The organism is uncultured Chitinibacter sp. (assembly GCF_945957625.1).
Lineage (GTDB): Bacteria > Pseudomonadota > Gammaproteobacteria > Burkholderiales > Chitinibacteraceae > Chitinibacter > Chitinibacter tainanensis.
This window is the reverse complement of the sequence record NZ_CAMFLP010000002.1, coordinates 23,385-49,914: the sequence shown is the minus strand read 5'-3', so window position 1 is coordinate 49,914 and position 26,530 is coordinate 23,385. Positions and strand designations below refer to the sequence as shown.

30 protein-coding genes and 1 tRNA gene are annotated in these 26,530 nt (G+C 58.2%); 18 read left to right on the top strand and 13 right to left on the bottom strand.

Annotated features, from left to right (window positions below):
* Positions 1–84 precede the first annotated feature (84 nt).
* The 3 genes from QV747_RS04040 to QV747_RS04030 all read left to right on the top strand — a co-directional run bounded on the left by QV747_RS04040 (position 85) and on the right by QV747_RS04030 (position 2,497).
* Positions 85–519, top strand: coding sequence for a Spy/CpxP family protein refolding chaperone (locus QV747_RS04040; RefSeq protein WP_273429612.1), 435 nt, complete (start codon positions 85–87; stop codon positions 517–519).
* Between the two features lie 388 nt (positions 520–907).
* Positions 908–1,504 (top strand): hypothetical protein, encoded by a 597-nt coding sequence (locus tag QV747_RS04035; RefSeq protein ID WP_273429614.1) that lies wholly within the window; start codon positions 908–910, stop codon positions 1,502–1,504.
* Between the two features lie 204 nt (positions 1,505–1,708).
* Positions 1,709–2,497, top strand: coding sequence for a hypothetical protein (locus tag QV747_RS04030; RefSeq protein WP_288791472.1), 789 nt, complete (start codon positions 1,709–1,711; stop codon positions 2,495–2,497).
* 76 nt (positions 2,498–2,573) lie between these two features.
* On the opposite strand, the gene QV747_RS04025 is transcribed toward QV747_RS04030, so the two are convergent.
* Positions 2,574–3,233 (bottom strand): thiol:disulfide interchange protein DsbA/DsbL, encoded by a 660-nt coding sequence (locus QV747_RS04025; RefSeq protein ID WP_273429615.1) that lies wholly within the window; start codon positions 3,231–3,233, stop codon positions 2,574–2,576.
* 48 nt (positions 3,234–3,281) lie between these two features.
* Positions 3,282–3,950: an SPOR domain-containing protein gene (locus QV747_RS04020; RefSeq protein WP_273429617.1), complete on the bottom strand. Its 669-nt coding sequence runs from the start codon at positions 3,948–3,950 to the stop codon at positions 3,282–3,284.
* Between the two features lie 213 nt (positions 3,951–4,163).
* On the opposite strand from QV747_RS04020, the gene QV747_RS04015 reads away from it, so the two are divergent.
* A tRNA-Thr gene (locus tag QV747_RS04015) sits at positions 4,164–4,239 on the top strand.
* Between the two features lie 137 nt (positions 4,240–4,376).
* On the opposite strand, the gene QV747_RS04010 is transcribed toward QV747_RS04015, so the two are convergent.
* Together QV747_RS04010 and QV747_RS04005 are read right to left on the bottom strand one after the other, a co-directional pair.
* A complete protein-coding gene (locus QV747_RS04010; protein ID WP_273429619.1) occupies positions 4,377–5,108 on the bottom strand; it encodes an ABC transporter substrate-binding protein in 732 nt (243 codons plus the stop codon).
* Between the two features lie 140 nt (positions 5,109–5,248).
* Entirely contained in the window at positions 5,249–6,544 is a 1,296-nt protein-coding gene (locus QV747_RS04005; RefSeq protein WP_273429621.1) for a tryptophan--tRNA ligase, read from the bottom strand.
* Between the two features lie 158 nt (positions 6,545–6,702).
* Between QV747_RS04005 and rlmF the strand changes: the two genes are divergently transcribed.
* Together rlmF and QV747_RS03995 are read left to right on the top strand one after the other, a co-directional pair.
* A complete protein-coding gene (gene rlmF / locus QV747_RS04000) occupies positions 6,703–7,659 on the top strand; it encodes a 23S rRNA (adenine(1618)-N(6))-methyltransferase RlmF (RefSeq protein WP_273429623.1) in 957 nt (318 codons plus the stop codon).
* Between the two features lie 93 nt (positions 7,660–7,752).
* On the top strand, positions 7,753–8,043 hold the full coding sequence (locus tag QV747_RS03995) for a hypothetical protein (protein ID WP_028450434.1): 291 nt from the start codon (positions 7,753–7,755) through the stop codon (positions 8,041–8,043).
* A gap of 79 nt (positions 8,044–8,122) precedes the next feature.
* Here the strand turns inward: QV747_RS03995 and QV747_RS03990 are convergent, their stop codons facing one another.
* The gene (locus QV747_RS03990) at positions 8,123–8,626 is read right to left on the bottom strand and encodes a hypothetical protein (protein ID WP_028450433.1); all 504 of its coding nucleotides are present in this window, start codon (positions 8,624–8,626) and stop codon (positions 8,123–8,125) included.
* A gap of 163 nt (positions 8,627–8,789) precedes the next feature.
* On the opposite strand from QV747_RS03990, the gene QV747_RS03985 reads away from it, so the two are divergent.
* The gene (locus tag QV747_RS03985) at positions 8,790–9,395 is read left to right on the top strand and encodes a purine phosphorylase (RefSeq protein WP_273429626.1); all 606 of its coding nucleotides are present in this window, start codon (positions 8,790–8,792) and stop codon (positions 9,393–9,395) included.
* Positions 9,392–9,586: a cysteine-rich CWC family protein gene (locus QV747_RS16595; protein ID WP_373317282.1), complete on the top strand. Its 195-nt coding sequence runs from the start codon at positions 9,392–9,394 to the stop codon at positions 9,584–9,586. The genes QV747_RS03985 and QV747_RS16595 overlap by 4 nt, the downstream gene beginning before the upstream one ends.
* Here the strand turns inward: QV747_RS16595 and QV747_RS03980 are convergent.
* The 4 genes from QV747_RS03980 to QV747_RS03965 form a co-directional block, all read right to left on the bottom strand.
* Entirely contained in the window at positions 9,561–10,538 is a 978-nt protein-coding gene (locus tag QV747_RS03980; protein ID WP_273429627.1) for a sulfite exporter TauE/SafE family protein, read from the bottom strand. The genes QV747_RS16595 and QV747_RS03980 overlap by 26 nt on opposite strands.
* A gap of 92 nt (positions 10,539–10,630) precedes the next feature.
* Entirely contained in the window at positions 10,631–10,867 is a 237-nt protein-coding gene (locus QV747_RS03975; RefSeq protein ID WP_273429629.1) for a hypothetical protein, read from the bottom strand.
* Between the two features lie 80 nt (positions 10,868–10,947).
* Positions 10,948–12,318 (bottom strand): peptide MFS transporter, encoded by a 1,371-nt coding sequence (locus QV747_RS03970; protein ID WP_273429631.1) that lies wholly within the window; start codon positions 12,316–12,318, stop codon positions 10,948–10,950.
* Between the two features lie 247 nt (positions 12,319–12,565).
* The gene (locus QV747_RS03965) at positions 12,566–12,943 is read right to left on the bottom strand and encodes a hypothetical protein (RefSeq protein WP_028450428.1); all 378 of its coding nucleotides are present in this window, start codon (positions 12,941–12,943) and stop codon (positions 12,566–12,568) included.
* A 186-nt stretch (positions 12,944–13,129) separates the two neighbouring features.
* Between QV747_RS03965 and QV747_RS03960 the strand changes: the two genes are divergently transcribed.
* The 3 genes from QV747_RS03960 (at position 13,130) to QV747_RS03950 (ending at position 16,071) form a co-directional block, all read left to right on the top strand.
* A complete protein-coding gene (locus QV747_RS03960; RefSeq protein WP_047396790.1) occupies positions 13,130–13,414 on the top strand; it encodes a hypothetical protein in 285 nt (94 codons plus the stop codon).
* A 63-nt stretch (positions 13,415–13,477) separates the two neighbouring features.
* Positions 13,478–14,767 (top strand): hemolysin family protein, encoded by a 1,290-nt coding sequence (locus tag QV747_RS03955; protein WP_034619741.1) that lies wholly within the window; start codon positions 13,478–13,480, stop codon positions 14,765–14,767.
* 98 nt (positions 14,768–14,865) lie between these two features.
* Complete coding sequence (locus tag QV747_RS03950; protein ID WP_273429636.1) at positions 14,866–16,071, top strand: MFS transporter; 1,206 nt, start codon at positions 14,866–14,868, stop codon at positions 16,069–16,071.
* Here QV747_RS03950 and QV747_RS03945 read toward each other — a convergent pair.
* Positions 16,055–17,086: a patatin-like phospholipase family protein gene (locus QV747_RS03945; RefSeq protein WP_273429638.1), complete on the bottom strand. Its 1,032-nt coding sequence runs from the start codon at positions 17,084–17,086 to the stop codon at positions 16,055–16,057. The two genes, QV747_RS03950 and QV747_RS03945, sit on opposite strands and share 17 nt — an antisense overlap.
* A gap of 266 nt (positions 17,087–17,352) precedes the next feature.
* Positions 17,353–18,108, bottom strand: a complete 756-nt coding sequence (locus QV747_RS03940) for a molybdopterin-binding protein (protein ID WP_273429639.1) — start codon at positions 18,106–18,108, stop codon at positions 17,353–17,355.
* Positions 18,109–18,223: 115 nt separating this feature from the next.
* Here QV747_RS03940 and QV747_RS03935 point away from each other — a divergent pair, with 115 nt between their 5' ends.
* A complete protein-coding gene (locus tag QV747_RS03935) occupies positions 18,224–18,568 on the top strand; it encodes a hypothetical protein (RefSeq protein WP_028450424.1) in 345 nt (114 codons plus the stop codon).
* Positions 18,569–18,859: 291 nt separating this feature from the next.
* Positions 18,860–19,138 carry a peptidylprolyl isomerase gene (locus tag QV747_RS03930; RefSeq protein WP_028450423.1) on the top strand — a complete coding sequence of 93 codons (279 nt, stop codon included), beginning with the start codon at positions 18,860–18,862 and terminating at the stop codon, positions 19,136–19,138.
* A gap of 56 nt (positions 19,139–19,194) precedes the next feature.
* On the opposite strand, the gene QV747_RS03925 is transcribed toward QV747_RS03930, so the two are convergent.
* Together QV747_RS03925 and QV747_RS03920 are read right to left on the bottom strand one after the other, a co-directional pair.
* Positions 19,195–19,428 carry a TIGR02450 family Trp-rich protein gene (locus QV747_RS03925; protein ID WP_028450422.1) on the bottom strand — a complete coding sequence of 78 codons (234 nt, stop codon included), beginning with the start codon at positions 19,426–19,428 and terminating at the stop codon, positions 19,195–19,197.
* An 84-nt stretch (positions 19,429–19,512) separates the two neighbouring features.
* Positions 19,513–20,034 (bottom strand): GNAT family N-acetyltransferase, encoded by a 522-nt coding sequence (locus QV747_RS03920; RefSeq protein ID WP_273429643.1) that lies wholly within the window; start codon positions 20,032–20,034, stop codon positions 19,513–19,515.
* 138 nt (positions 20,035–20,172) lie between these two features.
* On the opposite strand from QV747_RS03920, the gene QV747_RS03915 reads away from it, so the two are divergent.
* The 5 genes from QV747_RS03915 (at position 20,173) to QV747_RS03895 (ending at position 26,527) form a co-directional block, all read left to right on the top strand.
* Positions 20,173–20,892: a pseudouridine synthase gene (locus QV747_RS03915; protein ID WP_047396953.1), complete on the top strand. Its 720-nt coding sequence runs from the start codon at positions 20,173–20,175 to the stop codon at positions 20,890–20,892.
* A 168-nt stretch (positions 20,893–21,060) separates the two neighbouring features.
* Positions 21,061–22,449, top strand: coding sequence for an argininosuccinate lyase (argH, locus tag QV747_RS03910; protein WP_273429647.1), 1,389 nt, complete (start codon positions 21,061–21,063; stop codon positions 22,447–22,449).
* A 106-nt stretch (positions 22,450–22,555) separates the two neighbouring features.
* The gene (locus QV747_RS03905; protein WP_273429649.1) at positions 22,556–24,775 is read left to right on the top strand and encodes an ATP-binding protein; all 2,220 of its coding nucleotides are present in this window, start codon (positions 22,556–22,558) and stop codon (positions 24,773–24,775) included.
* A gap of 54 nt (positions 24,776–24,829) precedes the next feature.
* Entirely contained in the window at positions 24,830–25,294 is a 465-nt protein-coding gene (locus QV747_RS03900) for a GNAT family N-acetyltransferase (RefSeq protein ID WP_273429651.1), read from the top strand.
* 102 nt (positions 25,295–25,396) lie between these two features.
* Positions 25,397–26,527: an oxidoreductase gene (locus QV747_RS03895; protein ID WP_273429653.1), complete on the top strand. Its 1,131-nt coding sequence runs from the start codon at positions 25,397–25,399 to the stop codon at positions 26,525–26,527.
* The last annotated feature ends 3 nt before the right edge of the window (positions 26,528–26,530 follow it).

Here is a 26,530-nt window from a genome sequence, read left to right as displayed (position 1 = left end):
CTCTTTAACCGCCATTAACGTGCGAGCCACGCAGACTAAGCACACGTGATCCGGCAGGGGCCGGAACGCAGTCTGGAGCTCAACATGCCTGTTTCTACATCCCGTACTGCCCTGTTATCGGTCTTGCTGACCACCTTAAGTGCCGTGGCGACCCCCACTTCGGCGCTGGCCATGCCGCCCGAGCCGCCCGCTCAAGGGCAGATGCACCCACCACGCAGCCCGCTGCTGCGTGACATCGTACTCAGCGCCAGCCAGCAAAGTCAGTTACAGGCCTTGCTGGCCAAGCAGCCGTCGCCGGCCAAATCGCAACCCAACCCAGAGCTGACCGCGCTCATTACCGCCCCCCAATTCGATTCGCAGGCAGCGCGGGTGTTGATTGCCCAGCAACAAGCTACGCAGGCCGAGGCCATGCTGGCTCATCTGGCGCTAGAGCAGCAGATCTTTGCTTTGCTGACCCCCGCGCAGCAAGAGCAAGCCCGTGCCAATTTGGCGCGCCCGCCACAACCGCGCGGGCATTGATACGGCGGCAGGGCTGGTTTTCTTCGTGTGGTCGCTTGGCGACCTTGGGCAGCGGTGAATTTTGCCGCTGTTTTTTTATTTCGGTGAGCCAAGCCTGTTGGCGCTTGGGTAGACGGGGGCGGCAAAGTTGCCGTTCCGCCTTGCCGCCCTGCTGCCGGGGCGGGCTAGCGCTGCAGCGCGGGCCTGAAATAGCGGTTTGAACGGGCGTCGTGGCAGATTTTGCCCGGCCCAAACGGGAGCAGGCCGCGTGGCCTTAACCCAGTTTTACCTGCTTTTACACCTTGCAGGGCTGAATTTGGCAGGTTTTGGCCGATGATTTGCTTAGGCCTGGCTGCCTTGGCCGGGCGGCCATGCCCGGCGGGCTGTGTTTATTTTTTGGGAGTTCATCATGAGTATCTCCAGTGTGAGTAATAGTAGCTGGGTAAGCCAGCTCAGTTCGGTCAGTAGTAGCAGTGAAACCCGTGGCTCCCGCCCAGCTCCACCACCCGGCCCGCCGCCGGCGGGCGAGCGGGGCGGCAAGCTGCAGTCGGCCATTAGTTCGGCGCTACAGCAGTTGGGGCTGAATCTGGATGGGGCCAGCAGTACCAGTAGCTCCACCAGTGCTGCCAGCAGCAGTGACAGCACCGACAGCAGTAGCGCCACCAGCAGCGTCCAGCAGGCGCTGGGGCAGTTTATGCAAACGCTGATGCAGTCGATGCGTGCACAAAGCCAAGGTGCAGAGGCGGAGGGCGAGTCGATGCCTGTGGCGAGCAGGATGGGGGGCGGCAAGCCCGATATGGCGGCTGACCTGCAAAGCCTGCTGCAAAAGGTAAGCGCGGGCAGTAGCGACGACAGCGTGAGCGAGTTGCAAAGCAGCTTTAGTACGCTGGTGCAGGCCTTGGGGGGCGATAGAAGCCAGGCTTCGTTGCAGGATTTTCTCTCCGCGTTTCAAAGCCAGCTGCCTACCGACGGCCCCCGTGGCAATATGGTTGAGACACAGGTTTAGGTGAGTATCTGATAGGGTATGGCCTGCTAGGCGTTATCAAATAATGCTTAGGGGGCAATACCCTATCTGCCAAGCTGGCCATCGCCGCGGTGGCTTCGCGGTATTCAGCGATGCGGGTGTTTAGCACAGTGCGCTGGAATGACTTTCGATTCCGCGGCGCAGGCTTTATCATCAACAGCTGTTACACGTTCTGCATGATCTGCTATGCCCACCTACAAGCCCCGCAGCAGTGATTATGTCCGCACCGAGATAGATGGCCAGCGGCGTAAACTGCTGAAGCATGAATCTTTCGAGCAATTTAATGCCTCGATGCTGGGCTTGGGCGATTTGTCGCTGGAATCTAAATCCACCGACGCGATCGCGGCGGTGTTTGATCTGGAAGGCTTTACCCAATTCTGCAACCAGATTGACCCACATTTATCCGTACCCAGTTTCTTGCACCCGTTTCTCAGCTGGCTGATGAATGAGTTGCGCAATGAAATGAAGCAAAAAGATGAGGCCGAGGGCGTGGCGCTGTGGTGCCCCTTGCCGTTCTTTACCAAGTTTCTGGGCGATGGCCTGCCGGTTTTATGGGGCTGCCGTGGCCTCTCGCAAGCGGCCATGCGCAATGTGGTCGCCAGTAGCTACAGTATTTGCAAAAAATACCATCACGAATTTCTGCCCAATCTGAAATCCAAAGTAGCCGAGCCACCGCACCGCTTGCGTGTCGGTTTAGCGCGGGGCACTGTGTATTCGGTCGGGGAAGGCAATGATTATGTGGGCTCGTGCATCAATATGGCGGCGCGGCTGCAAAAGCTGCCCGGTATTACCTTTGCCTTTAATCGCCGCGGTTTTGACCTGGATGATGAGCGCACCACGCCGTTTTTTACCGATTACCTGTTAACCCGCGAAGTGACAGTGCGGGGGATCGGCGAAGGCGAGCTGGTGTGCATTTTGCGCAATGAATACGAAAAAATGAAATCGGCCGATAAGAAAACCTACCGCGAGGTATAGGTCAAGGCTGTTGTCTTAAGTCTGAAAACACAAAAGCCACCGCATGCGGTGGCTTTTGTTTAGCGTGAGCTAAGGTTTATTTTTTAGCCGGAGCTGATTTTGGCGCGGTTTTGTCTTTGGCCAGCAGCTCGTTGATCACCTTGGTAATGGTGTCATCTTCTTTACCTACCATCGATGGGCTGGTCACCCATTTGCCATTCACGACAAACATCGGTACGCCATCCACATTGTAATCACGGCTCATTGCGCTCAGTTTGTTCAGCTGCGCTTTGGTGGAGAAGCCGTTGTAATTGGCTTTGAATTTATTCACATCAATGCCTTGCTTGCCGATCCACTCAAACAGGGCTTCTTCGCGGCGCAGCTCGATGCGATCTTGCTGAATGGCTTTGAATACAGCCATCTGGTGCCTGCGGGTTAGGCCCATGGCTTCCAGTGCGAGGAAGATTTTGGCGTGGCCTTCCAGATCATTGCGGCCATCCCACATCACGTGCACACGGCGGAAATTTACGTTTTTCGGTAGCTTGGCTTCCCACGCTTCCACATGCGGTTCGATGGCAAAGCAGTGTGGGCAGCCGTACCAGAAAAACTCGATCACTTCTTGTTTGCCCGCTACAGCCACCGGTTGTGGCTTGGCGAGGGCTTTGTATTCTTTACCTTCGGTGATGGCGGCGTTGGCCGTGCCAGCAGCGAGCAAGGTGGCAGTCAACAGGCAGGTTTTAATCCATTGTTTCAACATCTGGTTTCAGCTCCTCTATCCCTGGCGGCGGGTGGCCAGCAGGTATTATTAATTGACTTTGACGATCGTGCTGTCAATCCCGTTGGTTTTCAAGACCGCACGAATGCGTTCAAGTTCACTTTGATCGTGGAAAGGCCCTACGCGCACGCGGTGCCACACGCCTTTATCGGCCACTTCGGTGGTCTGGATGCGCGATTCAATCCCGATCAGCGCCAGCTTGGCTTTCAGATTGTCGGCATCGTTTTCGTTCTGAAAGGCGCCCACTTGCAGTAAGCCTGGTTTGCTTGCATCGGGCGCCGGGCTGCTGCTGGGTTTAGGTTTGCTAGTTGGAGTGGCAGCAGGGCCTTTTTCCCCGGCTTCGGGCAAGACTTTATAGAAATCAAAACGGTCTTCGCTGGCGTTGGCGCTCTCTGGCTTGGCGACCGCGCTGGCGGCAGAGGCTTTGGGCGGCGTTGTGATCACCGGCACTGCGTCTTTACCATTGCCCGGCTGCAGAATTTCCGGGCCGCTGGTGGTGGTTTCCGGCCCACTGGCGAGAGCATCGCTAGGTACTGTTTGATCTTTGGCGAAGGGATTACCACGCGCGTTTAAAAACAGCGCCACTGCGATGGCAATGGCGATCCCGACAAACAGCCCGACCAAGAGGCCGGTGAGCATTGAGCTGCCGCCACTTTTGGGGGCGCTGCTGCTGCGTGAATTGTTTCGACTCGACTTCATGTCGCGGCTCATACTATCTCCGTGCGCGAACCGTGGAAAAACTACTGAGGCGTGATTCTCTCCCTGCGGGCGGGGCTTGTCCAGCCGAATACTTGGCCAGCAGTGCCGCTGGGCAGCGGGGCTGTGTTTTTTGGCACAAACAGGGGGAAGCTAAAATTTCGCACAAGGGGCTTGCAGATTCAAACGGCTCTGGTAAAATGCGCAGCTTCTGACGCCGATGTAGCTCAGTTGGTAGAGCACCTGACTTGTAATCAGGGGGTCGCGAGTTCGATTCCTGCCGTCGGCACCAAGATCCGAAAAGCCCAGCCTAGTGCTGGGCTTTTTCCGTTTCTGCGCGGCAATGTTGGTGATCTAAATAAACCAAATACCCTATTACGTATTGCCCTGGGTGCGTTATCTATCTAGCACTGACGCGCCATACCCCGGTTATTGGGGTTTGAATGGCGCGGCATCTTTGCTGCGCAAATAGCGCCAGTTCAGTTCTTCATACAGGCCTTGCCGGCGCAGCTTGGCCAACTCCCGATCAAATGCATCTCGCACTGGCGCCTGGCGAAAGGCCAGCCGGTAGTCGGTGGGGGCAAACAGCGCTACCGGGCAAATCGGCCCTGTGGGCTGCACGCCCGCTTCAAAATGCCGGAAGATGTTGATATCGCTAATCACGACATCCAGATGGCCAATCGCCAGCATCCGGTTTAGTAGTTTCTGATCGGCCAATTCCTGATAGCGCAAACGGTTTTCTGCGATTTGAGCCAGCTCCGGCCCCAGAAAACGGCTCGCTCCGTGAAACGCCCCCACCTGATAGCGGCTTAGTGCGGCTATGTCAGGTAGCTTGACCTGATTGGCGCAGCGACTAATGGCCATGTTCTGGTAGCGAATATAGGGCAGGGAAAGATAGTTGCCGCTTAGGCTGATCACGGCATCAAGCTCGCCGCGTTCGAGCAGGGTTTGGGCGCGTTTATTGGGCATGTGCTGCACATCCAGCGTATAGCCGGCGGCCAGCAGAGGGCGGGTAATCAGCTCGTATTCGATGCCGTTTTGCGCTTCCATCGACACATAGGGCATTTTGCTGATCCCCATCGCCACCCGCAGTGGCTCAGCGGCGTGGCTGGCCGCCAAACCGCTGAAGTAGCAAATTAGTAGCCACCCCCGTCCAAGCATGGGTCTCTCCCGTATATGCCGATAATTTAGACCTGCGGCGTGTCTTTTGCTGAGAGGGTTGTTAATACTTGGTGTAAAGGGTGGGTATCTGGCTACAGGCCTTTTTATATAAAGCTGTGGTGCGTATACCCGGTGGCCGTTTATTCAGCCTGCAGTGCTTGCAGTGCGGCAACCACCTCGGCGGCACTGATGCCCTCGGCCAGTTGCAGCGGTGCGTCGGCGGGAATGCTGGCCTCGCGCTTGAGCTGGCCAATCCATTGGCCTGCTTCCTTGCCCTGCGCAAAGCCTTGGCTTTCCAGCAGCAAACGGCCATTGGCATCGCTGAAATTGAAGTAGAACAGGCCATCGGCCAGCCGGTATTGCTTAAACAGCGGCAAGGCCACTTTGGTTTTGGCGGCTTTGGCGGCCGGCTGGGCAATGGCCACCATGCGGCGCAAGCCGACGGCTTCGCGCAGCTCTTGAATGAAAGGGGTGGCGGTGGCGCGGGCTTTGGCTGCACCGGCTTGCAGCAATTCTTCGATGCGTTCTGGGTGGGCCATCAGCTCGGCATAGCGCTCGCGCATTGGGCCCACGTGGGCTTCGATCAGCTCCACCAGTTGCTTCTTGGCGTCGCCCCAACCCAGGCCCGCAACCAGATCGGCGCGGAACTGTTTGGCCTGCTCGGCGCTGGCAAACGCTTCGTAAATGGTGACCAGATGGCAATCTGGGTCTTTCGGCTCGCCCGGCAGCAGGCTGTTGGTAACAATGCGGGCAACGGCGTCTTTCAGCCCTTTCGGTCCGCCTTCAAACAGTGGAATGGTGTTGTCGTACGACTTGCTCATCTTGCGGCCATCCAGCCCCGGCAGGGTAGCCACGTGTTCTTCGATGTGCGCTTCGGGTAGCACAAACAGCTCTTTGCCGGCGCCAAAGAGATGATTAAAGCGCGCGGCCACATCGCGGGCCATTTCGATGTGCTGAATCTGATCGCGCCCTACTGGTACCAAGTGCGGATTAAACAGCAGAATATCGGCCGCCATCAGAATCGGGTAGCAAAAGAGCCCCATGGTCACGCCATGATCCAGATCTTCGCCCGCGGCTTCGTTGGCATCGGTACTGGCTTTGTAGGCGTGGGCCCGGTTCATCTGGCCTTTGGCGGTCACACAGGTCAGCAGCCAATTGAGCTCGCTAACTTCCGGGATATCCGATTGGCGATAGAACGTAACGCGCTCGGTATCCAGCCCGGCGGCTAGCCAGGTAGCGGCGATTTCGAGGCGCGAGCGTTCGATGCGGGCAGGATCGTCACATTTGATCAGGGCGTGGTAATCGGCAAGGAAAAAGAAACCATCGGTGTTGGGATTGCGGCTGGCCTCGATGGCCGGGCGAATCGCGCCTACATAGTTGCCCAGATGCGGGGTGCCGGTGGTGGTAATGCCGGTTAAAACACGGGTGCTGCGCATGATGTGAGTTTCCTGCAAGACAATCAATTCAAGCCGGCAAGTCTAGCAGCACCGCTGCGGCGTGTGTGTGTTTTGGCGCAAGAATTGGCCGGCGGGCGTGGTTTTTCTGCTAGGCTGGCGGCAGCTGTGCCCGTAACGGGTTTTTCTGGTTGGTATTCATGTCTCGCTCCACTGCCCCCAAGCCCCGTCCGCGGGCTCCACTGTCGGCCCGCTCTGTACCCAAAGGGCAGTTGCATCCACGCAATCCGCATCAAGGGCGCTATGATTTTGCCGCGCTTACCGCCTGCCTACCCGAGCTCGCCGCGCTGGTGCGCACCAATCCGCGCGGGGAGCCGACCATAGATTTTGCCGACCCGAATGCTGTAAAGACCCTCAATCGCGCCTTGCTGGCGCTGTATTACGGGGTCGGCGAATGGGATATCCCCCCGGGGTATCTGTGCCCACCCATTCCTGGTCGAGCTGACTACATCCATACCCTGGCTGATCTATTGCTGGATTCTGCTGGCAAGCCGCAACGCGGCCCAACGGTGCGGGTGCTGGATATCGGCGTAGGAGCCAATGCCATTTATCCCCTCTTGGGGCGCGTGAGCTATGGCTGGTCGTTTGTCGGCGCTGATATCGATCGCGCGGCGCTCAGTAATGCGGCGCGCATCTTTGCCGCGAATCCGGTGCTGGCGGATGGCTTAGCCACCCGCTGGCAACGTGAGCCCAAGCAGATCTTTCGGGACGTAATCGAGCCGGGCGAGTATTTTGCCTTTACCCTCTGCAATCCGCCGTTTCACCGCAATGCCGCCGAAGCCAATGCCGGGACGGCGCGCAAAGTGCGCAATTTGGGGCAGGCCACGACGGGCGCCGCGCCGCTAAATTTTGCCGGCCAGAGCAATGAGCTGTGGTGCGCCGGGGGCGAGCTGGCCTTTATTGGCCGGATGATCGAAGAGAGCCGGCAATTTGCCCGCCAAGTGGGCTGGTTTACCACGCTGGTGGCAAAAAGCGAGCATTTACCGGCCTTGCAACGCGCGCTGCAAGGCGCGGCCGAAGTCCGGGTGTTGCCAATGAGTCAGGGGCAAAAAGTCAGCCGTTTGCTGGCTTGGCGTTGGCCGCAGGACAAAATGTAAGATTCGGATGATTTATTTGCAAATCGGCTGGCAAAAGTGCGCCAGATCGCCTTAGATGGATAAACCAGTTCACTGAATCCACGAAGGTGCCGTATGCAATTCAATGAAGTTCTGCCGCAACATTTCAGCACCATTTCGCGCGACCCCTTTCCCCATGTGCTGATCGAGCGGGCGCTGCTACAGATGGCCGAGGGACGGATGGATGGGCCAAAGTTTCGCAATCAGGTCTTGCATGCCGCCGGCTGGAAGCACAGCAACCTGACCTCGTTTGGCAAATATCCGGAAGAAGCCGCACGCGCTTTTAATCGTTTGCGCGAAGTGCTGATCGAGCATGAATCGCCCGAGACGATTCTGACTGCGCTAGGCACTAGCGACAGCGTATAAGGCCACAGCCCTTACTCAATGCGCGTTACGCAGCAATACCTAGGCGGGTATCGCTGCGTTTTTTTACGCCAAGGCCGCGCTATTGCAGCTGATTGATTTCGCGGCCTGGGATGGGCAGATGGCCGCCAATGGCTTCATCGGCGAGCGCGAGTGGGCTCCAGGCTTCGGCGGTTTGTTCATCCAGCAGTAGGTCGCTGCGCTCGGGGCTGGTGATTTGCATAATGCCGCAGATTTTCCAGCCCTCATTTACCCAGCGCAGCTGGTAGCCGGTTTCGTGCACCCAGTAATGACGATCTTCACGCGCCACATACCAGCGCAATTGCACGGTGGCGTGATCGCTGCCCACCATTACCTGCTCTAGCACCTTGTAGCGCGCACTGCGAAAGCCTTGCTGGTAGTACCACATGAACAGCGCTTCGGTGGTTTGTCGCAGCGGCTCGAATTCGCTCCAGTGGGTGATATCGCCTTGCACATTGGTGGTAAATGGCATCACAAAGGTGGCGCAGGTGGCCTCCACATTCAAGGCCGAGTAGGCCAGCCCAAATGCTTCAAAAAAATCCTGCAACGCGGCTTTCCGATCCATACGCACACCTAGGGTTATTGCTTAGTACCGCTTATCTTACGTTAAAGATTTCTTAATAATTACTTTTTTCTGATGAATGTCGCACGCTTGTTGCGTTTGCTGCGCAGCAAGCCGGCTCGTTAAAATGCAGCTCTCGCCATAGCCTTGCCAAGGTGTGCCCAGCATGAAAATCACGGTTTTATTTCCCACAGCCACCGAGGCGCAGTTTTTTGCCGATTCTCGGGTCGAAGTCGCGATTTGCGGGGTGGGCCATAGTGCGGCTGCGGCCAATACGCTGCGGGCGATTATGCGCGCACAGCCTGATTGCCTGATTTTGGCGGGGATTGCCGGGGTGTACCCAGGCTCGGCCCTGCAGCTGGGCGAAGTGGCGCTGGTGCAGAGTGAATGTGAGGCCGACTTGGGCTTTTTTACCCCGCAAGGCTTTGTGCAGTTGGCCGATCTGCCCCTGGAGATGGATTTCACCCGTATGCCGCGCTGGGTATCACCGCATCAGCCGCCGCAGCCGCGCTGGCCTTTGGCGCACAGCAATTCGCTCAATGCCGCGATGGCGCCGTTTGTGAAGACGAGCGGGGTTGATTTAGAAAACATGGAAGGCGCGGCATTTTTTCAGGTTTGCTTGGCAGAGCAGGTGCGGTTTTTTGAGCTACGCGCGGTATCCAATCCGGTCGCGATCAGTGACGAAGCCTGGGATTTTGCCGGTTCGATCCAGGCTTTGACCGGCGCAGTCACTCAGCTAGTGGATGATTTACTGGCTGAGGCCAGCCAGTGAACCAGTGTAGTCGCTGCGGGGCGGAGTTTAGCTGTGGGGCCGTGGCGGAGCAGCCATGCTGGTGCCAGCAATATCCACCGGTGCTGGCGGTGCCCAGCGCAGCGGCAAGCTGTTGGTGCCCCGCCTGTTTGGCGGCCGAGCTGGCTGCCCGCTCGCCCGTGCCGCTTAGCGCAGCGCCTGATACAGATTAAACACGCTTAGCGCAGAAATCAGCGTACCCACCAGCCAGAGCAGACTGCGGGCTGGCAGCTTGTGGCATAGCCAGGCGGCAAATGGCGCGGCAAACAGGCCACCCACGATCAGGCCGGCCACCAGCAGCCAGTGATCCATCTCGGCCCACAGCAAAAATGCGCCAGCCGTGCTAAAGGCAATGAAAAACTCGGCGGCATTTACGGTGCCAATGGTGCGGCGCGGATCGTTGCCACGGCCCACCAAGGTGCTGGTTACGACCGGCCCCCAGCCGCCACCCCCAACCGCATCAACAAAACCGCCTAGCAGCGCCAGTTTGCTCACATGACGGATTTCACCGGAGCTGGCTTTAGGCTTGGCCGCTAGCCATGCTTTGCGCAGGATATACAGCCCCATCAGCAGCAAATACGCCGCAATAAAGGGTTTGATGGCTTTGCCATCAATGCTGGTGAGCAGGTAGGCGCCCAATACGCCGCCCAGTACGCCGGGGATGACCAGCCGCTTAAACAGCGCCCGATCGATATTGCCAAATTTAAGGTGCGACAGCCCGGAAAAACCGGTGGTGAAGACTTCGGCCACATGCACCGCCGCCGAGGCCGAGGCAGGCGTGGCACCGATGCCGATCAAAAATGTATTGGAGCTAATCCCATAGGCCATGCCCAGCGCGCCATCGATGGCCTGGGCGGCAAAGCCAACTCCTACCGCCGCCCAGAACATGGGCGAGGTCAGCACCCGCTCGGCACCGCTGGCAAAGCTGGTTTGCCAGCCTAATTCGGCGTGCTGCAGGGTGTAGCCGATCAGGCTCACGAGAATCAGTAAAGCCAGACCAAGGTAGCGCTTACGCTGCCAGAAGCGGCGCTCTACTTCGATGGCGGTATCCAGCGGTGGTAGGCCCAGTGCGGCGTGTTCGCGGTTTTCGGCGGTATCGCGTAGATCGGGGTGGCGGATTTTCATGGCTAGGGCTCGCAAAGCAATGCTGCGCAGTATAGCCAGAGTCTTTAGATGGAATTAGACGGATTGGTTATGTCGATATAACCGGAAGATGATTAGTCAAAGCACTTGAACTGTTCGTAGCTCACCCGCATCAGCACATATTTGCGCGACTTAATTTGGACGTTATAGGTATCGGCGCTTAAGCCCGGGGCGCGAAACAAATCACCATGCAAATGGCTTAAAAGGATGCCATTGCTCAGGCGGAAATCTCGCCCGTGCAAGGCTTTGCAGCTGGCCTGTGCAGCAGCAGGCAGAGTGAGCAGAAGGAGGGTCAATAGAGCGGCGCGCATACCCCGATAATGCCGCAGGGGCGGGGGCTATGCCGTGACATAGTACCCGCCCCTGCCGGGAAGATTACCGCTGGCGCGGCTTAGTTTACGCCGTGCATGCGTTTTTGCAGCTGGCCGGTGGTCAGCAGCAGCAGCGCCCCGGCGGTGAACGACATAATCACAAACAGCATAAAGAAATCATTCAGCGAGTGAATCTGCCAGCCCAAAAAGCTCGGTGCGGCTTTGCCGGCTTCTGGATAGAACCCAGCCAATACACCGGCAAACCAGTTCGCGGCGGCGGTGGAGAGAAACCATACCCCCATCAGCAGCGAGGCAAATTTGGCTGGGGCAAGTTTATTGACCAAAGACAGGCCAATCGGTGACAGGCACAGCTCACCCATGGAATGCAGCCAGTACATCGCTACCAACCAAAAGAGCGAGATTTTAACCCCCGGCCCGACCTGATCAACCGCTTGCGCAATCACCAGAAAACCCGCAGCCAGCAGCAACAGACCATAGGCCATTTTGGTCGGCGAGGCCGGCTCGCGATCGTGTTTGGCCAGCTTCACCCACAGCTGCGCTAGCAAAGGCGCAAACAGCAGGACAAACACCGGGTTCAGCGATTGGAACCATGAGGTGGGGACGGTCCAGCCCATAATCTCGCGGTCTAGGCTTTCATTGGCAAAGAAAGTCAGCGATACCCCTGCCTGCTCAAATGCAGCCCAGAAGAAGATCACAAAGAAGGAAATCACGCCGATCACCAGCATCCGGTCATAGTCGGCACGGGTGAGTGGCTCTTGATGGTTGGCGGTTTGAGTTTGGCTGCGTTGGGCTGGCGCCATCCCAATGGCGTGGCCTTCCGGGTCGCGCAGATAGCGATTTTGCAGCAAACCAAAGATCAGCAGGCTCAGTAGCATCCCAGTGCCAGCGGCGAAAAAGCCCCAGCGGAAATCCGCCGGATTGCCCGTGTCGCCCAGCGTGCCGCAAATCAGCGGTGCCATAAACGAGCCCAGATTAATCCCCATATAAAAAATGGTGTAGGCCGCGTCTTTGCGCTGATCTTGCGCGCTATACAGCTGGCCGACCATGGTGGAAATATTGGGTTTAAACAGGCCATTGCCCAGAATAATCAGCCCCAAGCCCAGATAAAACAGCGGGATGGCGAGATTGAGCTGCTGGTAAACGCTACCGGCGGCAAACAGCGAAAACTGGCCGGCGGCCATTAAAATCCCGCCCACCATAATCGAGCGGCGATTTCCCCAGAAACGGTCGGCGATATAGCCACCGATCAGCGGGGTGAGAAAAACCAGCCCGGTGTATTGACCATACAGGGCGGCGGTGAAGTGTTTGTCGAACGAGAGGGCCGACAGCATAAAGAGCGTTAACAGGGCACGATTGCCGTAGTAGGAAAAACGCTCCCACATTTCGGTGGCAAACAAAAGATAAAGCCCGCGGGGGTGTGCTTTCAGCATGGTTAACCTGCTTTCCGGCCAGCGCCGGCGCGTGGATGAAAAGAACGATCGCTATTGCAACCTTGTGTAATAGCGTACGGGGTGGATGTACAACTGGTGAAGTAACAATGACACGTTCATCAGCGGCAAAAATGACAACAGGGTGATCGCTCACCCTGTTGAGAATGCTGCATCTTGCTACCTTACAAGGGTATTGTCAGCTGGGGATTGTCAGTACGCCCTGTGGAGTTAATACCCGGTAGGGGTATTAATGGGCATGTACCAATGGGCTGATTTCCTTTGGCCGCGCTTGCAGCAGCGCATGGTGCACGGCGTCGTCTTGCAAGCCGCGCCAGAAGATATGCGCGCCAATGGCATTGGTGTGATCATTGATCTGTTGCCATACGTTCACCGCCTCGGCGGCCAGCTCAAACATCACAATCGATTTATGCGCTTCAATCGCTTCGGCTACGGTGTTCATGCCGATGTCTTTCAGATAGGTCACCAAGGTGCTGCGCCCTTTGCTGGTCCGTTCGTCGGTGACGTCGTACAGCAGTACCAAGATGGTATCGCTGATTTGTTCCGAGGCCAGCCGGACAAAATCGATACGGGAGGAAATGGTAATACGGCCATGCGGCTGGGTCATGATGTTCTCCTGGCAGAAAGGGCAAGCTCTGCGGGCTGCCTCTCTTTTGGTGTAGCAGGCTACCCGCCGGCTGACTACCCCGGCGGCGGCTTTTTCTTGCGCTAGGCGATGACAATTGTTGACAGTCGTGGGCGGCTAGCTTTGTTAACATCTTGGGTATAAACAGAAAAAACTGGAAATGGACCCATGCGTACCTGGCTCGATAAATTACTAGCGGGTGATGATGAACCGTTGCAAGGCCCCCAAACTGTGGCGCCTGTGCGCCCTGCGCGCGATCCGTGGGGGGATGAGCGCGCGGTGGATGTGCGTGAGCTAAGCCGCGAAGAATTTGTGGCCCAATTATGCCGGCTGATGGCGCGGCTGGCGCCTGATAGCCCGCTGCGCGCCTGCTATGAGCGGATGCTATTGCAGCTGCGCCCGCTGGCGCAGGCTAGCGTCAAGCCCCCATTGACCTTGGTGCCGCTGGACTAATTACACAGAAAAGCCATCATCGCTGCGGTATGCTGAAAGCATCGTCATTACTGAGTCTGACTCATGCTGGGAAGCACCCTGATTATTTTGCTGCTGATTAGCTGCAGCGCGTTTTTTTCGGTGGCCGAAATTTCACTGGCCGCCAGTCGTAAAGTCAAACTGGAGCAAATGCGCGATGAGGGCGACCCACGCGCCGCGCAAGTGCTCGAGCTCTTGGCCCAACCCGGGCACTTTTTTACTGCGGTACAGATCGGTGTAAACGCCGTGGCGATTTTGGCCGGTGTTTTGGGCGAGAGCGTGTATTCGGCCACCTTCACCCGCTGGTTCGGGCAGTTTTTACCCGCCGAGCAGGCGCAAACGTTTGGCTCGCTGGGCGCCTTTTTGCTGGTCACCGCCGGCTTTGTACTGTTGGCCGATTTGCTGCCCAAACGCATCGGCATGGTGATTTCCGAGCAAATGGCGGTGCGGGTGGTGCGGCCGATTTTATGGTGCGTCTGGCTGCTGCGGCCGCTGATTATCATTTTTGATGGCTTGGCCAACCGGGTAATGGGTTTGCTGGGCTTACCGGCCGCGCGCGGCAATGACATTACCGCCGATGATATTCTGGCTATGGCGGCGGCAGGCGCCAAAACCGGCCGGGTGGCGGCGCAAGAGCAGCAGCTGATCGAAAACGTGTTCGAACTCGAAGAGCGCACCGCGCCATCGACCATGACCGTGCGTGACAGCATTATCTGGTTTGACCGCCAGGACAGCGAAGAAACCATCAAGCGCAAACTCTTGAGTCATCCGCATGATAAATACCCGGTGTGTCTGGGGCAGATTGACCAGATTTTGGGCTATGTCGATTCGCGCGATATCTTGCAGCGCCTCTTGGAAGGCCAGCCCATTACCCTGCGCGGCGATGGTTTGCTGCGCAATGTGCTGGTGCTGCCCGAGGCACTGTCGCTGGCCGAAATCCTGACCCAGCTGCGCGCCGCCAAAGAAGACTTTGCCGTGATCATCAATGAATATGCGCTGGTGGTGGGGCTGATTACCCTCAATGATGTCACCGGCGCCATCATGGGCGATCAGCGCGTGGCGCTGGATGAAGAGCTGATCGTGCAGCGTGATCAGCACTCTTGGCTGGTGGATGGGGTGACCGCGATTGGCGATCTGGAACGGGTATTGATGATCGATTTTCCCGATGACGAGCAATACGAAACCATCGCCGGTTTTATGATGTATATGCTGCGCAAAGTGCCCAAGCGTACCGATGCGGTTGAGCATGCCGGGTTTAAATTCGAGGTGGTGGATATCGATCAGCACCGCATTGACCAGCTCTTGGTCACTCGCCTGGATCCGAGGCAGTCTTGATGAGCTAGCCCCTGATACATCCAAGTAGTATGCCCTTGTAATCTTTAATCTGATTGGCTTCTGTTAAGATACCCTGCCAACCTCATCAGGAGTACGCGATGCCAAGACCGATGAATGCGCGCCAAGAGCTGGGCCTCTTGCTGGTGCTGATGCTGGTGATGTTTACCTGCATTGCCGACTTCATGATCATGATGCCGCTGGCGTCCTACCTGATGGCCGAGCTGAAAATCAGCACCGCACAGTTTGGTTTGCTGGTTTCGGCCTATTCGCTGGCCGCGGGGGCGTCGTCCTTGCTGGCCTCGTCGCAGGCCGATCGGTTTGACCGCCGCCATAGCTTGCTGGGTTGCTATGCCGGGCTGATTGTGGCCACGCTGGCCTGCGGTTTGGCGACCGACTTTCACTGGCTCTTGTTGGCGCGAGTGCTGGCCGGGATTTTTGGTGGGGTGCTCGGCTCGATCTGTATGGCCATTGTGGGCGATGTGATTCCGCCCGAGCGGCGCGGGCAGGCCATGAGCTGGGTGATGCTGGGCTTTTCACTTTCGGCCGTTGCTGGCGTGCCGCTGGGCCTGTGGCTGGCAGCGCATGCGGGCTGGCGTTTGCCGTTTTATGCGCTGGCGGGGATTTGTGTGGTGGTGTTGCTGGCGGCGCTGGTGTGGGTGCCGCCGGTGCGCGCTCATCTGGCCCGGCTCGACCCGAATGCCAACTGGCTGGATAACTACCGTGAGCTGTTGGCCGATACCAATCACTGGTGGGCGGTGGGGCTCACCGCGATGCTGATGGTGTCCGGCTTTCTGGTGATCCCCTTTATCGCACCCACGATGATTGCCAACAGCGGTATCGCGCAAAGCGAGCTGATGTTTGTGTATCTGGTAGGTGGCGCGGGCACGATTTTCAGCCGCCCGCTGATTGGCCGCCTGAGTGATCGCTATCCTAAGCGGCATGTGGTGGCCGCGTTAATTGTGCTGAGCTTTTTGCCGATTGTGCTGGTGACGCAATCTTTCCATGCGCCACTGGGCTGGCATCTGGCGATTAGCCTGCTGTTTTTTGTGTTTGTCAGCGGGCGCTTTATCCCAGCCACGGCGCTGGTCACCGGTGCCACCCGGCCGCATTTACGCGGCCGGCTGATGGCATTTAATTCGGCCGTGCAAAATTTCGCCTCGGGCTGCGCTTCGCTGCTGGCCGGGCTGATCATTACCCAGCAGCCCAATGGCTATCTGGCCCACTACGGCTGGGTGGGGCTGCTGAGCTGTCTGGCCGGGCTGGTGGGCATCTGGATCGCGGCGCGGATTAAAGCGGTGTCATAGCGTGGCGAAGCTGCGCCTGCGCGTATTGTTTGGCGGTGGCATAGCCCGTTTGATACAGGCGGCTGAGGTTGCTGCGCGACCAGTCAAACACATCTGGTAAATCTTGCGGCGCTATCGCTTCCAGCAGCGGCACTTTATGCAGGCGAATCTGCCCGTGCGGGTTGTGTAGCGCTTCAAAGAGCTTCACATCATCGCGGGCGATTTCCACCAGCGGGATGATGATCGACATCACCCACGCATCGTACAAATCGCGTGGCTGGCGCAATAGCTGCTCGGCGCCGAGTAAATCAAAAATCACTATCTCATCAATGCCGCCGGGGTAGTGCTCGATCAGCGTTTTGAAATTCAGGCAATCAATCGCCGCGCCCTCGATGTAAAAATCATCCCCCAGCTGGGTGGGAGGATAAATCAGCGGGAAGGACAGCGCCGCCTGCAGGCGCGGTGGGTCGATTTCCATCTGCGACCAGTTTTCCATCCGCCGCTGGCTCAGGTTGTAGGCATTGATCCACAGGGCGGTGGGGCTTTTAGCCAGCTGGCTAAAATCGATCAGCTGCTCAGCAAAGGGCACATGGGCGCACAGGCCCAGCGAATTAGGCGTGAGATCGCTGGGGCAGGCACTGGCGAGCATGAGGTTGGCGCTGTCTTTGGCCAGCTGGCTCAGCGGATCGCTGGCCGGCCAATGCTGGGCGGCTTGCAGGAAAGGGTTGCTGCTTAAGAGCGAGCGATACCACGCCGCCATTGGGCCGGGTTTGTTAAAGACTTTGAAATTGACCGGAAACGCACGGTACAGCCAGTCGGCAATGCCCATTTCCTGCAGCCCGCGCAGGGTGCTGACCGGGTCGCCGTTTTTCGGCGCGGTATACATCAGCCCCAATAGCGCGCCCGCGCCGGCCATCGAAATCACATCAAATTGCACCCCTAGCTCATAAAAGGCTTCCAGTGCCCCGGCCACCAGTGTGGCATTGGGCGCACCGCCGCTGATGATCAGGGCGCGTTTGGCATGGGGGGCTGACATGATGTTCTCCGCAAGCAAAAAGCTGACTGTAAGCCCATGTGCTGCGATGCACAAATGAAATCCGTGTGAAGTAGTGCTATTGGGCTTGGGTATAGGCTACTGGGCTTTTATTTATATGGCTTGCGGCTGTATACCTGCTGATTTGGGGTGATGTAATCCATGCGTGTTGATTCGTGCCTCGCCGATGGATGAGGGCTTTAATTCCCCTTGCCCCCATCGCCGAAGGGGCAAAAAACGATTAGCCCAGGTTAGAAACATGGCCAGCGCTACTGCGCCGGGGCCGGACGGAACCAGGCCAGGCCACGCGCATCCAGCGCCTCACACCAGCTCGCCAGCGCCGCCTCGGCTTGCTCGGCCGGTCCGCTGAAACTGAATTCGATATGCGGGCTAGGGTGGCGCGCATTGCCAAAGCTGGGCAGGCTGCTAAAGCCCAGCGCCGGATATCGCTGCACCCATTCTTCCATCAGGGTAATCAGATCGCCCTCGCGCGCATCGGGCACGACCACGCTACACACGGTGGCCAGCTCGCCATCGCTAAAATGCGTGCTCAGCACCCATTCCAGCATCGGCCAAGCCATGCTGGGAAAACCCGGCAGCAACGCATGCTGGCGAAACCACGCCCCGGCAACCTGATTGACCGGATTGGGAATCAGGCTACTGCCAGCCGGAAACTCGGCCATGCGGATGCGATGCGGGTAGGCGTCGCTGCCAAAGCGCGCTTCGATCAGCGCTACTGCTTTGGGTTGCGGGCTGAGCGCTACGCCAGCGGCGCGGGCCAGCGCCGCGCGAGTGTGATCATCGGGGGTGGCGCCAATGCCGCCAAAGCTGATCACATTGGCCCCAGCGGCCAGCGTGGCGGCAAAGGCCGCCTCGATCACGGCCGGATCATCGGGCAAATAGCGCGCGCCCACCAGCTGATGGCCATGGCGCTGGAGCGCCTGTAGCCCCTGAGTAAAATGTTGATCTTGGCGACGGCCGCTGAGGATTTCATCCCCAATGATGAAAAACTGAAACTGTGCCATGGCTTGCTCCCAGATTGATGCGGCTTATTCTGCGATGCGCGCGGCGCGGCGGCAAGCACAGCGATGGCGGCTTGGGGTAGGATGTCGGTTTTGCTTCGCCCGCCAAGGACGCCCCATGGAACCCCGCATTTTGCTGATTCAACTACACCCGCAGCGCGTACCAACGCTGAATCTGGAGCAGGCGCGGGCGGCTTTTGCCAAACTGGCGCAGCACCCGCTGGTGCGTGGTTCGCGGGTCACCGAGGGCGAAGAAGAAGGCCCGTATCTGAATTTCGAATACAAAACCGACGATCTGGCGGCGCTGTGGGATGAGGTGAAAAGCAGTATTTATGATGGCTCGCTGCTGGCTTTTCAGCTGCAGCGCGCCAGCATGGCGATCGCCCAGGGCGATGAGGGCTGGGATGATTATCTGGTGCTGCATCATTTCGATCCGGCCATTGAGCCCGATGAATTTGTTTGAGCCGCACAGCGCCTAGGCGCGCCTTGGCTTGAAAAAACGCCCCGCGCCCATATACATTCCCCAACCGCAGCGGCCTTGTGCTGCTCAGGCTACTGACAAAGTGCTAGAGCAATCTTCTTCAAGTCTCGGCCAAGCCGGGCCTGGGAAATAGGGCTTTCAATCCGCAGCCTTCATGTTCTATTCCCACCCCTCCCGTCCCCTCCTTGAGGGGAGCCTCGCTGCGCGAGTGGGGTTGGCCATCCATCTGAGCGGCCTTGTGCCGCTGTTTTTCTATCTACTCAGGAGTATTTCATGGTTCAAGCTACCGCCCGTCACCTGCTGGTGAATACCGAAGCCCAATGTCTGGCGCTGAAAGAGCAAATTCTGGCCGGGGCGGATTTTGCCGCGGTGGCCAGCGAGCATTCTAGCTGCCCATCTAGCGCCCAAGGCGGCTATCTGGGCTCATTTGGCCCGGGCATGATGGTGCCGGAATTCGATAAGGTGGTGTTTAGCGCGCCGCTGAATGAAGTACAAGGCCCGGTGCAAACCCAGTTTGGCTACCACTTGCTGATCGTGGAAACCCGCGGCTAAGTTGTTCTGCATGGTGGGTATGGGTCTGTAGGCTTTTATTTTAAAGGATTGCAGGGCTATACCCAGCCTACCTTCCAGTGCTCGGTGTTGCTCAGCTCGCTCCAGTGCACGGTAAAGTGCCGGCGAGTAAACACCGCCTCCAGCGTGATGTCGGTCATGCGCTGGATATTATTCGGGTCGGTTTCGACCCGCACAACGATAAAGTGCTTCTCTTTTTCTTTCGGCTGTACGGCGGTCCATTTGCTGCGTAGCAATTTTTTTGGATGCCAGCGGCGCGTGGGGTGCGGCATGCTAGGGTGTCCTGCAGGTTTTCTCACAAACAACCTGATAGCATGCAGAGATTGCGCCACGATTTCAATATGCTTTCGTAATATTTAACCGTCTTGCGGCTGTGCCGGGGTGCTGAGTGTGAGCTGGCACAACACCAGATCGAGCCAGCGGCCAAATTTAAACCCCACCTGCGGCAGGCGCCCAGTTTCGATAAAGCCCAGTTTCTGATGCAGCGCGAGGCTGGCGTGGTTAGCGGCATCGATTGCGCCGATCAGGGTGTGGCGCTGATCGGCTTCGGCAGCGGCGATAATCAGCCGCAATAATTGCTCGCCGATGCCTTGCCCACGCTGCCCGGGCGCCACATAAATCGCATGTTCCACCGTGTATTTAAACGCCGGAAAAGCCCGAAACGGCCCATAACTGGCAAAGCCCAGTAATTCGCCAGCGCTGTTTTCCAGCCCCAATACCGGATAGCCGCCGGCGATCTTGGCGGCAAACCAGCTGGCCATCTGCTCGCTGCTGCGCGGCTGATAGTCATACAGCGCCGTACTATGCAGGATGGCGTCGTTCAAAATGGCCAAAATGGCGGCGCCATGGCGCTCAAGGGTGCAGTGAACTACCGGCATGGTGCACTCGCTGAATCGGCAAAGCCTCAGTCTAAGCGGTGCGGCGCCGGCAGGCCAGTCGGGATCACCCCGATCAGCGTGGTCGTAAGCCACGCGTGGCTGCTTTACAATGGCGGTAGACTATTCAGGATGCAGGGTATGAAAAAACTTTCCTTAGACCGGATTTTGCAAAGCCAGGGCTTTGGTTCGCGCAAAGGCTGTCGTGAGCTAATCGAAGACGGTGAAGTCACCGTAAATGGCGAAACGGTCACCAGCTGGAAAACCGAATTCATCCCCGAGGGGCTGAAATTCACTGTGTTTGACGAAGAGTGGGAATACCGCGCGCAAGTGTATCTGGTGCTCAATAAGCCCAGCGGCTACGAATGTTCGCGCAAGCCCAGCCATCACCCGCCGATTTTGAATTTATTTCCCGAAAACATGGAATGGCGCGATGTGCAGCCGGTAGGACGGCTGGATCACGACACCACTGGGCTGTTGCTGCTATCAGACGATGGCGCGTTTATTCATGCGCAAAGCTCGCCCAAGCGCCATCAGCCGAAAACCTATCGCGCCACCACCGCCCGCCCGGTGGATGAGGCACTCGTGCAAAGCCTACTGAAAGGCGTGCAACTGATCGATGAGCCCGCGCCAATTGCGGCGCTGAGTGCGCGCCAGCTGGGCGAATTCGAGATTGAAATCGTGCTCGAACAAGGCAAATACCACCAAGTGAAACGCATGCTGGCCGCTGCGGGCAATCACTGTGCGGCGCTGACGCGTACCGCGATTGGCGAGCTGCAACTGGCTGATCTTGATCTGGCTGAGGGCGAATGGCGTTTTCTTACCGAGGCCGAGCTGGCGATTTTGCAACGGCAGGGCTAGGGGTATTGCCACCAAGGCAATGATTATCTTGCCTTGCGGCTTAATACCTGTGGCAGTATCAGTGTCGCCACTTCGGCGTGGGCGTGCACTGCGCCGGCTGCGCGAGGGGCAGGATTTTCCCGTATAATCGCCGCTGATTTCTCATATCTATTTTCCGGAAACCTTGCAATGTCTGATTCCGCCAATAAAACCTGGTCTGGCCGTTTTAACGAGCCCGTTTCTGAGCTGGTGAAACGCTATACCGCGTCGGTCTTTTTTGATAACCGCATGGCGGAAGTCGATATTCAGGGCTCACTGGCGCACGCCGGCATGCTTAATCAGGTGGGCGTGTTGTCGGATGAAGATCTGCGCGCCATCCAAAGCGGCATGGCCGATATTCTGGATGACATCCGCGCCGGCCGCTTCGAGTGGAGCCTGGATCTGGAAGACGTGCACATGAATATCGAGCGCCGTCTGACCGATAAAATCGGCGACGCCGGCAAACGCCTACACACAGGGCGTTCGCGCAATGACCAAGTGGCCACCGATATCCGCCTGTATCTGCGCGGCGCGATTGATTTGATTTTGGGCTTGGTGCGTGATCTGCAGCATTCGCTGGTCGATCTGGCCGAGAAAAACGCCAGCACCGTGATGCCCGGTTTTACCCATTTGCAAGTGGCGCAGCCAGTGACCTTTGGTCACCATATGCTCGCCTATGTGGAAATGCTGGGCCGTGATGCCGAGCGTCTGGCCGACGCGCGCAAACGCGTGAACCGCATGCCTTTGGGCTCCGCAGCACTGGCAGGGACCACTTTCCCGATTGATCGCAGCATTACCGCGAAATTGCTGGGCTTTGAAGGCATTTGCGAAAACTCGCTCGACGCCGTGTCGGATCGTGATTTCGCGATTGAATTTACTGCCGCTGGCGCGCTGATCATGACGCATCTATCGCGTTTGTCAGAAGAATTGATCCTGTGGATGAGCCCTCGTTACGGCTTTATCGATATTGCCGACCGTTTCTGTACCGGCAGCTCGATCATGCCGCAAAAGAAAAACCCCGACGTGCCTGAGCTCGTGCGCGGGAAAACCGGCCGTGTAAATGGCCATCTGGTGGCTTTGCTCACGCTGATGAAAGGCCAGCCACTGGCGTACAACAAAGACAATCAGGAAGACAAAGAAGGCCTGTTTGACACCGTTGACACGCTGACCGACACATTGCGTATTTACGCCGACATGATGCGCGGCATCACTGTGAAACCTGAAGCGATGGAACGCGCGGCCAAGCAAGGCTTTGCGACTGCGACCGACTTGGCTGATTACCTCGTCAAACGCGGTCTGCCATTCCGTGACGCGCACGAAGCGGTGGCATTGGCGGTGCGTTACGCCGAAGAGAAGAAAAAAGATTTGGCCGATCTGACCTTGGTGGAGCTGAAATCCTTCTCGCCGCTGATCGAAGACGACGTGCAGCAAGTGCTGACGTTGCAAGGTTCGCTGGACGCGCGTAACCACGTCGGTGGCACCGCGCCATTCCAGGTCTTGGTGCAAGTGGCCAAATGGCGCGAGCGCATCGGTGGCTAAGCTGATGCCTTGTGCGACCAACCCGGCCTTGGCCGGGTTTTTTATTGGCCGCGGCAGGTGGGCGGTCTATAACTGAGCTGTTCGACCCGTCACTGGTGAGCTGGCCATGCATACCCCTTCCTCTCCTGCCATTGCCCCGGCCAGCGGCCGGCCGTTGCGGCGCTTGCAGCGGCAATTTGTGCTCTCTTTGCTAGCGATGGTGCTGCCCGTGCTGGCAGGCCTGTGGTATTACCAGCAACACACCGAAGCCGCCGGCGAGGCGCGGCTATTGGCGCTGACGCAGGCGCGGGCCGAGCAGCAGCGGTTGTCGTTCGAGCAGCTAACCGAGGTGGCCACCAGCCATTTGCAGCGCTTGGGCCAGCAAATGACCGATGTGTTGCAAAAGCCCGCGCTCGGCTGGTCGCCCGCTGTGTGGCAAGAGCTCAGCAGCCAGGGGGTGCGCCGCAGTGGTAGTGGGGCGTTGATTGGCGAAAAGCTCAAACCCTGGTGGCGCGAACGACTGGGTGAGGCGCTGGTGGCTCCGCAAGCGCTTAGCCAGCCGCAGTTGGCGCGGGAAGTAGACGCCGCCATGAGCGCCTTTGCGCTGATGCATGCGACGCATCAGGCCCACCCCTTCTTTCAGTGGTCGTATTACTACTCGCCGCGCGAAGACTTTTCTTCAATTTATCCGCATATTGCCGAGCCTGAGCTATGGCAGGCCACAGGCACCAAAGATACCGCCGGTATGCTCAAAGTAGTGTTTGATGCCGGTGGCACTCGCCCGGTACAGCTGATGTCGCCCACCCGCAATCCCAACCGCGAAATGCGCTGGACGACGCCGTATTATGATGCGGGCGGCAAGGGCGCGATGGTAAGCCTATTGCACCCGCTGTACGTCGAGCAGCAGTATGCCGGGGTGGTGGGTACTGATGTCACGCTCAAGATGTTCGCCAATGTGTTGCGGCATGAGCAAAACCTGCTCGGACACGCGCTGGTCGTCGATTCGGTGGGCAATGTGCTGGCCGATGATGAGGGTATGGTGCTGAATGCCAAGGATATCCTTAAGTTGGGCGATATACTCCCGGCAGATTTACGGCAGATCCCACTGGCTAGCCTAGTGGCCGGCAAGCACAGCAGCTTTCAGCAGGCCGGTAACTGGTATTGGCTGGGGCTGCCGGTGAAGGGCAAGCAATGGCATCTGCTGGTGTATTTTTCAGCACTGGAATTGCAGCAAGCCAATGCCCGCACCCAGCAGGCCACCTCGCTGGTGATGGTGGGGCTACTGGCCTTGCTGCTGTGCGCGGCGTGGGCGATTTCTTACTTTTTTGCCTGGCCGGCGCTACGGCTGGTAGATTTTGTGGGGCGGGTGCAAAACGCGCCCGACAGCGAAGCGCCATCCGTGCCGCGAGCCTGGCAGGATAGTTTTCACCAAGTGGCAGCCACGGCGCGCGAGCGGGCCAGCTATCTGCATGCCGTCACTCACCATGCCGAGCATCTGGAAGAAACCGTCGCCCAGCGCACGCGGGAGCTGGTCGAGGCCAATGCTGTCTTGCAAGACACCATCGCCCAGCTCAAAGCCACCCAGCGCATGCTGGTGGAATCAGAGAAAATGGCCGCGCTAGGCAATCTGGTGGCCGGGGTGGCGCATGAGCTCAATACCCCGATTGGGGTTGGAGTCACCATGGGCTCTACCTTGCAGGAGAAAAATCGCGAACTGGCCGAGCAGCTGTCGCAGCAAACGCTGCGCAAAGCAGCCCTCACCGAATATGTTGAGGTTACCGAGCAGGGCTTGCAAATCTTGATGCGCAATTTGCAGCAGGCGGCGCAATTAGTCAGTAGCTTTAAGCAGGTGGCGGTGGATCAAACCAGCGATCAGCGCCGGCGCTTCGAGCTGGCCGAATCTGTGCAGCAGGTGATGCAAACCATGAGCGTGCTGTATTCGGCCGAGCGGCTGTCTAGCGAGGTGCCGGCCGAATTGTGGCTGGATAGCTACCCCGGGGCACTGGCGCAGGTTCTGAATAATCTGATCGCCAATGCCGAAAACCACGCCTTTGCCGGCCGCGATGATGGCAAGGTGACGGTTACAGCGCGGCGGGTGAGCCCTAGCGAGCTGGAAATGGTGGTGGCGGACAATGGCTGTGGCATCCCCGCCGAGCATCTTTCACGGATTTTCGAGCCCTTCTTTACCACCAAACTGGGGCAAGGGGGGTCGGGCCTCGGGCTGAATATTGTCTACAACATTGTGCATTCGGTGCTCGGTGGCGATATCCGGGTGGAAAGTACGCTGGGTGAGGGCACCCGCTTTATCCTGCGCTTGCCGGTGGCCGCCCCGCAACGCGCACACTAAGGCTGCGGCAGCGGCGCCGCCCACGTAGAATAAGCCTTTTGCCCGGAGCGCGAGATGGATTTGCAATGGCAATGGCGACGCTGGCCTGAGTTCGATTCGCTAACCCTCTATCACTATTTGCAACTGCGGCAGGCCGTGTTTGTGGTGGAGCAGGCCTGCGCCTACCCCGACTTGGATGTGCTCGATCTGAGTGCCGATCATTTGCTGGGGTGGGATGGTGAGCAGCTGGCCGCCTGCTTGCGGCTAGTGCCACCGGGCGAGAAATTTGCCGAGCCTTCCCTGGGGCGTGTGGTGGTGGCGCCGGCTTGGCGCGGCACTGGCGCTGGCCACGCGCTGATCGCCGAAGGGCTGCGTTTTGCCGCCCAGCGCTATCCGGAACAAGGCAATCGAATTGGCGCGCAAGCCCACTTGCAAGGCTTTTATGGCCGGCATGGCTATGTGACGATTTCGGCGCCTTACGATGAAGATGGCATTGAGCATGTGGATATGCTGCGCGAGCCAGTGGCGAGCAAATCCTGACGCCGTGTAAGCTTGGATTGACGTTGGTTGTGATGGTAAAGAAAGCTAAAGCCTTGTTTTTGTTTGAACTACATCACATTGCGGGCTTGAAGGGAGGTTGCGGTGCAGCAAAACACCGTAAACACCTTACTGACACGCGCCCTGAATCGCTATACAGTGGCGGCTGTTTTGATGCAGGAGTTGGCTGTGACGGATGCCGCAGTATTGAAAGTCGGATTGATTGGCTATGGCTATGCCGGAAAAACGATCCACGCGCCGCTGATTGATAGTTGCCCCGGTTTGCAGCTCACGGCGATTGCCAGCTCCCGCCCCGCCGATGTGATCGCCGACTGGCCCGATTGTGTGATCAAAACCGAGCCCGATCGCCTGATTACGCATCCGGGGCTCGATCTGATTGTAATTGCCACCCCCAATGAAACCCATTACCCGCTGGCTCGCGCTGCACTGGCGGCGGGCAAGCATGTGGTGATCGATAAGCCATTTACGCTGGATTTGCGCGAAGCCGATGATCTGGTGGCGCGAGCCGATGCCGCCGGGCTCTTGCTCTCGGTGTTTCACAATCGCCGCTGGGATAGCGATTATCTGGCGTTGGCCGCCTGCGTACGGGCGGGTCGCTTGGGGCATATTGTGTCGTTTACCAGCCATTTTGATCGTTTCCGCCCACAGGTGCGGTCGCGCTGGCGCGAGGCCGATGTGCCGGGCGCCGGGCTTTGGTATGACTTGGGCCCGCATCTGGTGGATCAGGCGCTGCAATTATTTGGCCCCCCCGAGGCGGTGAGCGCCGATTTGAGCTTGCGCCGTGAAGGCGCGCTCACGGTCGATGATTTTCACGTGGTGCTGCATTACAAGACCATGCGCGCCGTACTCTCGGCCGGTACCTTAGTGCATGGCGGCACCCCGCGCTTTTTGGTGCAGGGTAGTCAGGCGGCATTTAAGGTCAATGGTCTTGACCATCAGGAAGGCTGGCTCAAAGACGGCGCCCGGCCAGATCAAGATACCTGGGGTAGGGATACGCGCCAGGCCGATATTCTACAAGCCTCAGGCGACGATACCCTGGTAGATAAATTGCCATTGCCGGCCGGCGATTATCTGGCCTACTACCGCCAGATCCGCCAGGCGATTCTGGGCGAGGCGCCTAATCCGGTGCCCGGGCATCAAGCCCGTGAGGTGATGCATATCCTCGATCTGGCTCGGCAAAGCAGCGCCGAAGGGCGCCGCATCGCCGTAATTTAAGGT